The following is a 9,486-nucleotide window of genomic DNA, read 5'->3' as shown; positions in this document are numbered from 1 at the left end:
AGGCTTCGAGATGGACCAGTTCACCGTCCACCCAAAGTGACGCAACAGCATCACCGAAATGCGATCGTGCAATCCAACCATCGCGCAAGGGGGAACGAGCAATGCGCTCGTCAAGACGCGTCAATGCCGCTGTCGCGGCAGAGACGGGAACAAACAAGGTCGCAATCGGTAGCTTGGCAAGATCGTATCGCATGAAGCGATCGTAGGTGACTCGACTAACGAAAGCGAGGAGACCCTTTCGTTTCGTTCCAGAGATTTCTGACAATCACCGGCAATCGGCATTGCTGACATAGCCCACATTGCCCAAACCAACCGATCTCAGCATTGACGAATGCGACGCTCAGTCGATCAGGAAAGCCCTGAAATCATTGACATTGGTTCCTGTCGGCCCCGATACGAACAGATCACCGATCAGGTCGAAGGCAGACCAGGCGTCATGATCCGCGAGAAAACTGCGCGCATCGCCGCCGGCAGCCCTGATCCTGTCGGCGGTCGTTCCGTCGCAGAAGGCGCCGGCGTTGCTTTCAGACCCGTCGATCCCGTCCGTATCTGCGGCCAGACCAGTGACTTGTGCCAGGCCCTGCAGATCCATTGCGGCAGACAGAAGACACTCGGAATTGCGTCCGCCCTTGCCATACTTTCCATGACCAATGGTGACCGTGGTCTCGCCACCCGACAGAAGGACCAGCGGCCTTGCGAAGGAACCGTTCTGCGCAAACTCACGCACCAGGGCGGCATGCATGCGGCCGATATCCTTTGCTTCGCCTTCGATACAATCCGACAGGATCAAGGGCTCGACGCCCATGCCTCGGGCTTTTTCGGCTGCCGCATCCAGGGAAACACGCGCAGATGCGATCACATGAACCTCGTTGCGACGAAAGATCTCGTCCGATGGATTGGGCGCCTTTTCCCGGCCGATGGCATCAATGACCGCTTGAGGCAGGTCGATGCGATAGTCGCGGATCAGCCGCATGGCTTCGGCGGCATTGGAGGCGTCAGGCACCGTGGGACCGGATGCGACCAAAGCCGGATGATCGCCCGGCACATCCGAGACAATCAGACTGACGACTTGTGCCGGATATGCGCGGGCGGCCAGCCGGCCTCCCTTGATCCGGGAAAAATGCTTGCGAAGCACGTTCATTGCCGAAATCGGCGCCCCGGATGCCAGCAGGGCTTCATTTAGAGCGATTTCGTCGGCGAGTTGAAAACCCTGCGGTGGGGCAGGCAAAAGTGCGGAGCCGCCACCAGAGATCAACGCAATGACAAGGTCATCCTTGGTCAGCCCCTCGACGTGATCCATGAGCGCTTGCGCAGCGTGTAGCCCCGCAGCGTCGGGCACGGGATGCGCTGCATGCAGGATCCTCGTCTGTCGACAGGGTTCCAGAGGACCGTGACGATCAACCACAAGGCCCTCGAACGGACCGTCCCAGGCGCGCTCGAACGCCGCGGCCATCTTTCCGGCAGCCTTGCCCGCGCCGATCACGATCGTGCGTCCCTTCGGCTTTTGCGGCAGATGTCGCACGATAGCGTCATAAGGATCGGCAGCCATGACCGCAGCCTGAAAAAGAGAGGTGAGAAAGGACCGCCCGTCGATCGACATCTCAATCTCCTTCTATCGTTTCATCATCTGCAAACTAACCGCCAATCCTGCCGGTTGCCGCCGCGTTTGTCCCTGCTTCGGTTCGACGACACTGATCAAGGTGCAATGACTGATCATTGTCAACGCAGTTCGGTCAACGCGCATCGACTCGTGCCCGCGGGCGCGTGTCGTTGCGTTCATGGGAAAAGATCGTACGTGGTAAAGCAGGCAGATCGCGGATCATGTCTGATGCCTTTTCGCCCACCATGATCGTTGGAGCATTGGTATTGCACGATGGCACGCGCGGCATGACCGAACTGTCGCACACGCGCAGGCCATCGAGCCCGTGGACCCGCAAATCGAGCCCGACAACCGCGTCCGCGCCCCTGCCCATCTTGCAGGTTCCGACCGGGTGATGGTCGGTCTTGGCATTCGCGCAGCCGTAGTCGAACAGTTCCGCCTCCGTCTGAACCTTGGGTCCCGGCAGGCGCTCTGCCTCGATAAACGGTTTCAGGGCTGCTTGCTGGAAGATTTCACGGGCAATGCGCAACCCCTCAAGCGACATCGTCCGGTCATGCGGATCGGACCAGTAGTTCGGATCAATCAGGGGTGAGCTCGAAGGATCAGAGGATGAAAGCCTGACCGTGCCGCGTGAGCGCGGATGAAGATAGGCCGAATTCAGCGTTACGCCGGCGTTCTTGAGCTTCTCGACGCCTGCCTCGATACCGGAACCAAGACCAAGGTGAAACTGGATATCCGGAGAACGCGCTTGTGGATCGGCATACCAGAAGCCTCCGGTCTCAAAGAGCGAGGAGGCAACCGGTCCAGACCTGAACAGCATGTATTCGAGACCCGCCCAGACTGTGCGATGCAGCTTCGCCACACCGTCATAGGTATGGTCACCGGTGCATTCGGCAATGACGAAGAGATCGAGATGATCCTGCAAATTGCTGCCGACACCGGCGAGATCATGTTTGACTTCGACGCCGACCGAGCGCAGGTGATCGGCTGGACCGATGCCCGATTGCAGCAGGAGTTTCGGCGAGCCGATTGCACCGGACGTAACAAGGACCTCACGCTCCGCACGAACAACCTCAAGCCCCCTGGATGTGACGACTTCCACGCCGACGGCGCGCGTTGCCTCAAGCAAGATGCGTGCAACCCTTGCTCCCGTGCGGATCGTCAGGTTCTTGCGGTCCTTGATCGGCGAAAGATAGGCCAGTGAAGCCGACGAGCGACGCCGGTTGCGCTGGGTCAATTGATAGAAACCGACGCCAGCCTGCTGGCTTCCATTGAAGTCATGGTTGTAGGGAATGCCGAGTTCCTGGCCTGCCCGTATATAGGCATCGCAGATCGGCAGGGCCGAAACCGGCATGGACACGCCAAGCGGACCACCATAGGCGTGATAGTCATCCGCAAACCGTTGATTGTCTTCGGCGCGCTTGTAATACGGCAGGATCGAACGGTAGTCCCAGCCTTCGCACCCGTCTTCAGTCGCCCATAGATCATAATCCGCAGCATTGCCGCGCGTATAAAGCTGGGCATTGATCGATGATCCGCCACCGATCACCTTTGCCTGGGTATATCTGAGCACGCGGCCTTTCATGTGTTTCTGCGGCACGGTCTGCCAGCCCCAGCTGGCCACACCCTTGGTCATCTTGGCAAAACCTGCCGGCATGTGAAACAGGGGATTCCAGTCGCCGCCACCGGCCTCCAGAAGCAGCACATTGACGTCCGGGTCTTCGCTGAGCCGATTGGCAAGTACGCAACCGGCCGGCCCGGCGCCCGTAATGATATAGTCGAAACGCATCTTGATCCGTCCTGTTACAAACGTGGGATTGAAAGGCCGCCATCGGCGTCGATCACGCTGCCCGTTGCAAATGCAAAACTGCCGGACGCCAAGGCCGCGCAGATGTCGCCAATATCCTCCGCCTGTCCCCAGCGCCGCATCGGAACCAGACCATTGGCAATCAGGCTGTCGTATTTCGAGGTGACGGCGGCGGTCATGTCGGTGCGGATGATGCCGGGACGCACTTCAAACACCGCAATACCGGTTTCAGCCAGCCGCAGGGCGAGGCCTTGTGAAAATGCGGCAAGGCCGGCCTTGCTGATACAGTAGTCGAGACGTTCGGGAGAACTCGATTGGGCCGACACCGATGTAATGTTTATGATCGATCGGGCATGCAAGGGCTCTGCGATAGCCAGCATCGCCTTCACCACCGCCTGCGTAAAAAAGACAGTGCCCTTGAGGTTGGTGTCGATGATTGTGTCAAAATTTGAAGGCTCAAGCGCCAGGAAATCACCGCGGACCACCGACGCAATGCCGGCATTGTTGACCAGGCAATCGATCTTGCCGAAGCGTTCCAGGATCGCTTTGACTGTCGCTTCGTGACTCGCGACGTCAGACAGGTCGGCATGCAGATAGAGTGCATCGCCACCCTGCGAACGCAGAAATGACAGGGTCTCCTGTGCTGACACCGCGTCACCGATGCCGGTGACGGCGATGTCATAGCCGGCTTTGGCCAAAGCCGTTGCGATGCCAAGTCCGATGCCGCGCCGGCCACCTGTAACAATTGCCACGGGTCTGTTCATTTGATCTGTCATGATGCCAAATCCCTGGATGCAATATGATCGGCGACGCGCAATGCCTGGGCGGCCACGGTCAGTGCCGGATTGACGGCCGCCGACGTTGGTAGGAAGCTCGCATCAACCACGAACAGATTGGCATGGTCGAAGGATCGGCAATAGACATCAAGCGGCGCCGTTGCCGGGTCCTTGCCGATGCGAACAGTACCGCACTGGTGCGATGGCGTGCGTTTGTCGAATGGGCGCGACAGCACGAGAGGGAAGCCGGCCTTTTTCAGCACCTGCTTCAGCTTGCGGACAAGCTCGAGATGCGCCTCCCAATTGGTCCGGTGCCATTTCAAAATGATACGGTCGCCTTCCACCATGACGCGGCTTTCCGGATGGGGTACGTCCTCGCTCATCGCATAGAAATCGACCGCATGTGCAGAGATGCGATTGAGCAGCCATTCAGGCACTTGCGGCAGATTTGCCTTGAGGATGGCGCCCGAAATTCGGCCCAGCAACTGGATATTGCCCAATGGAGGCCCGCCATTTCCGTCGGAAAGATAGAAGTCGTTGAACCCGAACGTCTTCTGATAGACAGAGTCATTGCGAAAGAACGGCGAGAGCGCCAGGACCGCACTCGAATTGTGATTCATGAAATTGCGGCCGACCTGATCTGAGCTATTGGCCAGTCCGTTGCGAAACTGCGCGTCCGCCGAACGCAGGAGCAGTACCGAAGACTGGACGGCGCCAGCCGCCAGGATTACGAGTTTTGGCGAGACCGATCTAATCTCGCCGTTCAGGCGGTAGTGTACAGTTTTTATGGTCTTTCCATCGCTGGCCGCTTCGAGACGGACCACGGGCGAATTGGTCTGGAGCCTGACATTTCGATGCAGCAGGGCCTTTGCCAATGGCGCAGTTTCTGCGTCCAGCTTGCCGTCGTCGCAATTGGGATGGGCGTCCCATGGCGTGCGGGCCTTGTTCAGCCATTTGTCGATATCGATGGCGAGCGGCAGCGAGAAGGGATGCATGCCCACCGCCTTCAGGCGGGATCGGACACCGGCGATTGCGGGTTCGTCCGGCACAGCGGGAAACGCATATGGCGTTGAATGAAAGGGTTCCGTCGGGTCCTGCCCTTCGGCACCGCGCACCTGAAACAGCCGTTCGGCGCGACTGTACCACGGCTCGAGCTCCTCATAGGCAAAGGGCCATGCGGGCGAAACGCCTTCGCGGTGCCGCATCTCGGCGAAGTCTTCGCGTCGGTAGCGCACCAGCACCGCACCATAGAACTTCGAATTGCCGCCGACATAATAATAGTTGCCCGGATTGAACGCCGAACCACCGTGTTCGTGCCACATCTCCTTCGGGCGAAAATGACCACGCTGGAAAATCGCGCGCTGGTCGCGGTTTTCCGGCCGATCGGCCAGATGATCGCCGGCCTCCAGGATCAGGATCTCTGCCCCGGTCGACGCCAATCCGGCCGCAATCGTCGCGCCGCCGATGCCAGAGCCAATGATCACGATGTCAGGTGACTTTGTCATTTCAATACGCCTGCCGTCGATCACGCGATCCGCAACTGTGTCGTCGGATCGAAGAAGACAGCCTTGTCGAGATTGAACGCAAGCCTTGCCGTTTGCCCTGCATGGATGTGGGCATCGGCGCGCAGGCGAGCGACCACTTCCTTGCCGCCGAGCTTGGTCACGGCAAAGGTGTCGGAGCCAGCCGGCTCCACCACCTCAATCAGGCATTCACCTTCCGCCACCGCCTTGGCGTTGCGATCAGCACCATCAGGGTCGGTCAAGGCTTCCGGCCGGATACCGAAGACGATCTGCCGACCGGCATGAGCCTCAAGCTGTTCACGGCCCTTGGCAACGGGAAGCCGGATCGGATCGCCATTGGGTCGGGCAAGTGAAACCGAAAGACCGGCCGCGTCCTTCTCCAGCGTACATGTCAAAAGGTTCATGGCCGGCGAACCCATGAAATCGGCGACGAACATATTGGCCGGGTTATTGTAGATCTCCGCCGGTGAACCGAACTGTTGCAGCACCCCATCCTTCAGCACCGCGATCTTGGACGCCAGCGTCATCGCCTCGATCTGGTCATGGGTCACGTAAACGATCGTCGTCTTCAGCCGCTGGTGCAGGCGTTTGATTTCTGTTCGCATGTCGACACGCAGCTTGGCATCGAGATTGGAAAGCGGCTCGTCGAAAAGGAAGACTTGCGGATTGCGCACAAGTGCGCGTCCCATGGCGACGCGCTGGCGCTGGCCGCCGGACAGCTGGCTTGGCTTGCGATCCAGCAGATGGCCGATCTGGAGAATGTCGGAGACTTCCTTGATCGCCTTGTCGCGCTCATCTTTCGGCACTTTCCGAATTTCCATGCCAAACGCGATGTTTCCGGCCACGGTCATGTTCGGATAGAGCGCGTAGGACTGGAAGACCATCGCGATGTCGCGTTGCGACGGAGGAAGATCTGCGACATTGCGGCCATTGATGGCGATCTCGCCAGAGGTAATGGGCTCAAGGCCCGCAATGGTGTTCAGAAGCGTGGACTTGCCACAGCCGGACGGGCCGACAAGCACCAGGAAGCCGCCTTCCTCGATTTCGATATTGATGTCCTTCAGGATCTCCAGCGCGCCATAGGACTTGCGCAGATGGGAAATTTTCAGGAATGACATGATCTTATCCTTTCACAGCACCGGACATCAGGCCGCGCACAAAGTAGCGACCGGAGACGATGTAGACGATCAGGGTTGGCAGGGCGGCGAGGATGGCGCCTGCAAAATGCACGTTGTATTCTTTCACGCCTGTGGAGGACGAGACGAGATTGTTGAGTGCCACTGTCATCGGCGTGGAACCCGCTCCGGAAAACGACGCACCGAACAGGAAATCATTCCAGATATTGGTGAATTGCCAGATCACCGAGACGACGATGATAGGCGCGGAAGACGGCAGCAGGATGCGCCGGAAGATCTGGAAGAAGCTCGCACCGTCGATCTGAGCGGCGCGCACGAGTTCGGTCGGAAACGCTTCGTAATAATTGCGGAAATAGAGTGTGGTGAAGCCGAGTCCATAGATCACGTGAACAAGGATCAAGCCCCAGATTGAGCCTGCCAGGCCGAGCATTCCAAGAATGCGGGCCATCGGGATCAGGACGATCTGGAATGGAATGAAGCAGGACAGGAGCAGCATGCCAAAGAAGATGTTCGAACCGCGGAACTGCCACTTGGTCAGCACATAGCCGTTCAGCGCGCCGACAATCGTCGATATCGCGACGGCGGGGATGACCATCAGGATCGAGTTGATGAAATAGGGTTTCAGGCCGGTCGGCGAGACACCGATCTGGGCTGCCGACCAGGCCTGTCTCCAGGGTTCCGTCGTCCAGATCCCGGGCAGATTGAGCATCCCGCCCTGGCGGATCTCTTCCAGCGGCTTCAGTGAATTGACCACCATGATATAGAGAGGCAGGAGGTAATAGACCGCAAAGACGATCAGGGCCGTGTAGATCAGCGCTCTGGTGAGCAGACCGTGCGAAACTGCATTTTGGGGATTTTCCGCGCCGCTCATCAGCGTTTTCCTCCGCGAACTTCCGAATAGAGATAGGGAATGATGATCGAGAAGATCATGATCATCATGATGATCGCAGACGACGCACCGATGCCCATCTGGTTGCGGGTGAAGGTGTAGGAATACATGAAGGTCGCCGGCAGTTGCGTCGCCTGCCCCGGCCCGCCGCCGGTCAAGGCGATGACAAGGTCGTAAGCCTTTATGGCAAGGTGGGCGAGCACGACAAAAGCCGACAGGAAGACCGGACGCATCAGAGGAATGATGATCCGACGATAGATGGTGAAGGTCGAGGCGCCGTCCATCTGGGCGGCCTTGATCATCTCGTTGTCGACGCCACGAAGGCCGGCGAGAAACATCGCCATGACAAAGCCGGATGATTGCCAGACAGCAGCAATGACGACGCAGTAGATCGCCATCGTGTTGTCCTTGATCCAGGTGAAGGAAAAGCTCTCCCAACCCCAGATATGCATGGTGTTCTGCAGCCCGATACCAGGGTCGAGGAACCATTTCCACGCAGTGCCCGTGACGATGAAGGACAGTGCCATCGGGTAGAGGTAGATGGGCCGCAAAAAGCCCTCGCCCCTGATCTTCTGGTCGAGCAGGATTGCCAGAAACAGACCCAGAACCGAGCAGATTAGAATGTAGAGCGAGGCAAAGATCGCCAGGTTCGATATCGATCGCCACCAATGAGGCAAGGCCCAGAGCTTGGCATAATTGCTCAAGCCGACGAAATTGTAGGAGGGCAGCATCTTGCTGTCCGTTAGCGACAGGAAACCCGTATAGGCGATGAAGCCATAAACAAAAATAATAGTGACCACGAAGCTCGGCGCCAGGACTAGCTTGGGCAAAAACTCCTGAAGTCTGTCACGACCTTGCATCGCTCTAACCACCCTTATTGTGTCGAACAGTGAAGCGGCATGTGCCCGATCCGCGCGAGGCGGGTCTCAAGGTAGCCACGCCCGCTGCGGCGGCACATTCTGCCGTCGACATCGCTTCACTCCGGATTTCGGTATCGGCAGAATCTGTGGGAGGACGCGCCCCCCCACAGAGCTTACTTGCCTGCCTACTTCGCAGCCTCGACGGCTGAGACGAGTTCCTTGACGGCATCTTCGGAAGAAAGCTCGCCATTGAACTGGCGGGTCACGACGTCGTAGATCGCGTTCTTCACTGAGGCCGGATTTGCATGGCCATGGGCCATGGAACCATAAAGCGAACCGGCAGTGTTTGCCTCGGCGAGGTCCTTGATGGCCTTCTTGCCGCAATCATCAAACGCTTCGTCAGACACGTCCGTGCGCGCAGGGGCAGAGCCCTTGACCACATTGAACGCCGACTGGAAAGCCGGGCTTTCGATGGCGGTTGCCATTTCAAGCTGCGACGGGATCTTGGCTTCCGCAACCTTGAACATGGCGAACTGGTCGGAATTGAAGGTCACCGATCCTTGTGTGCCCGGGAAGCGCATGCAGACGAAATCGGTGCCCGGCTTCTTGTTCGCCTTGATGAATTCGCCCTTGGCCCAATCGCCCATGAACTGCAGGCCGGCCTTGTTCTCGATGACCATGGCGGAGGCGAGGTTCCAGTCACGACCGGAGAAATTGTCGTCGACATAGGACCGCAGTTTCGTCATGCGGTCGAAGGCCTCCTTCATCTTATCGCCACTCAGTGCTGCCGGGTCGAGATCGATGAAAGCCTGCTTGTAGAAATCATTGCCAAGCGAGAGCACGACGGCATCGAAGATCGTCGCATCCTGCCAAGGCTGGCCACCGGTGGGACCGG

Annotated in this window: 8 protein-coding genes and 1 pseudogene; all 9 read right to left on the bottom strand. The window is 58.5% G+C overall.

Annotation, left to right across the window (positions count from 1 at the left end; translation table 11 throughout):
• Nucleotides 1–193, bottom strand: a pseudogene (locus PDO_RS28715) (RHE_PE00001 family protein); the annotation flags it as partial.
• A gap of 147 nt (nt 194–340) precedes the next feature.
• Nucleotides 341–1,600 (bottom strand): glycerate kinase type-2 family protein, encoded by a 1,260-nt coding sequence (locus PDO_RS05180; RefSeq protein WP_007598748.1) that lies wholly within the window; start codon nt 1,598–1,600, stop codon nt 341–343.
• A 133-nt stretch (nt 1,601–1,733) separates the two neighbouring features.
• A complete protein-coding gene (locus PDO_RS05175) occupies nt 1,734–3,389 on the bottom strand; it encodes a GMC family oxidoreductase (protein WP_007598745.1) in 1,656 nt (551 codons plus the stop codon).
• Between the two features lie 14 nt (nt 3,390–3,403).
• Entirely contained in the window at nt 3,404–4,183 is a 780-nt protein-coding gene (locus PDO_RS05170; protein ID WP_007598743.1) for a 3-ketoacyl-ACP reductase, read from the bottom strand.
• On the bottom strand, nt 4,180–5,688 hold the full coding sequence (locus tag PDO_RS05165) for an FAD-dependent oxidoreductase (protein WP_007598741.1): 1,509 nt from the start codon (nt 5,686–5,688) through the stop codon (nt 4,180–4,182). Before PDO_RS05165 ends, PDO_RS05170 begins: the two co-directional genes overlap by 4 nt.
• Nucleotides 5,689–5,708: 20 nt before the next feature.
• A complete protein-coding gene (locus tag PDO_RS05160) occupies nt 5,709–6,824 on the bottom strand; it encodes an ABC transporter ATP-binding protein (RefSeq protein WP_007598739.1) in 1,116 nt (371 codons plus the stop codon).
• A gap of 4 nt (nt 6,825–6,828) precedes the next feature.
• Entirely contained in the window at nt 6,829–7,713 is an 885-nt protein-coding gene (locus PDO_RS05155) for a carbohydrate ABC transporter permease (RefSeq protein WP_007598737.1), read from the bottom strand.
• On the bottom strand, nt 7,713–8,591 hold the full coding sequence (locus tag PDO_RS05150) for a carbohydrate ABC transporter permease (protein WP_007598735.1): 879 nt from the start codon (nt 8,589–8,591) through the stop codon (nt 7,713–7,715). The genes PDO_RS05155 and PDO_RS05150 overlap by 1 nt, the downstream gene beginning before the upstream one ends.
• Before the next feature lie 185 nt (nt 8,592–8,776).
• A partial coding sequence (locus PDO_RS05145) for an ABC transporter substrate-binding protein (RefSeq protein ID WP_007598733.1) occupies nt 8,777–9,486 on the bottom strand: 710 nt, incomplete at its 5' end.

Origin of the sequence: Rhizobium sp. PDO1-076 (assembly GCF_000247475.1) — a bacterium.
In the GTDB taxonomy this organism is placed as follows: domain Bacteria; phylum Pseudomonadota; class Alphaproteobacteria; order Rhizobiales; family Rhizobiaceae; genus Allorhizobium.
Note: the sequence above shows the minus strand (reverse complement) of the source record. Positions and strands in the feature narration are given on the sequence as shown.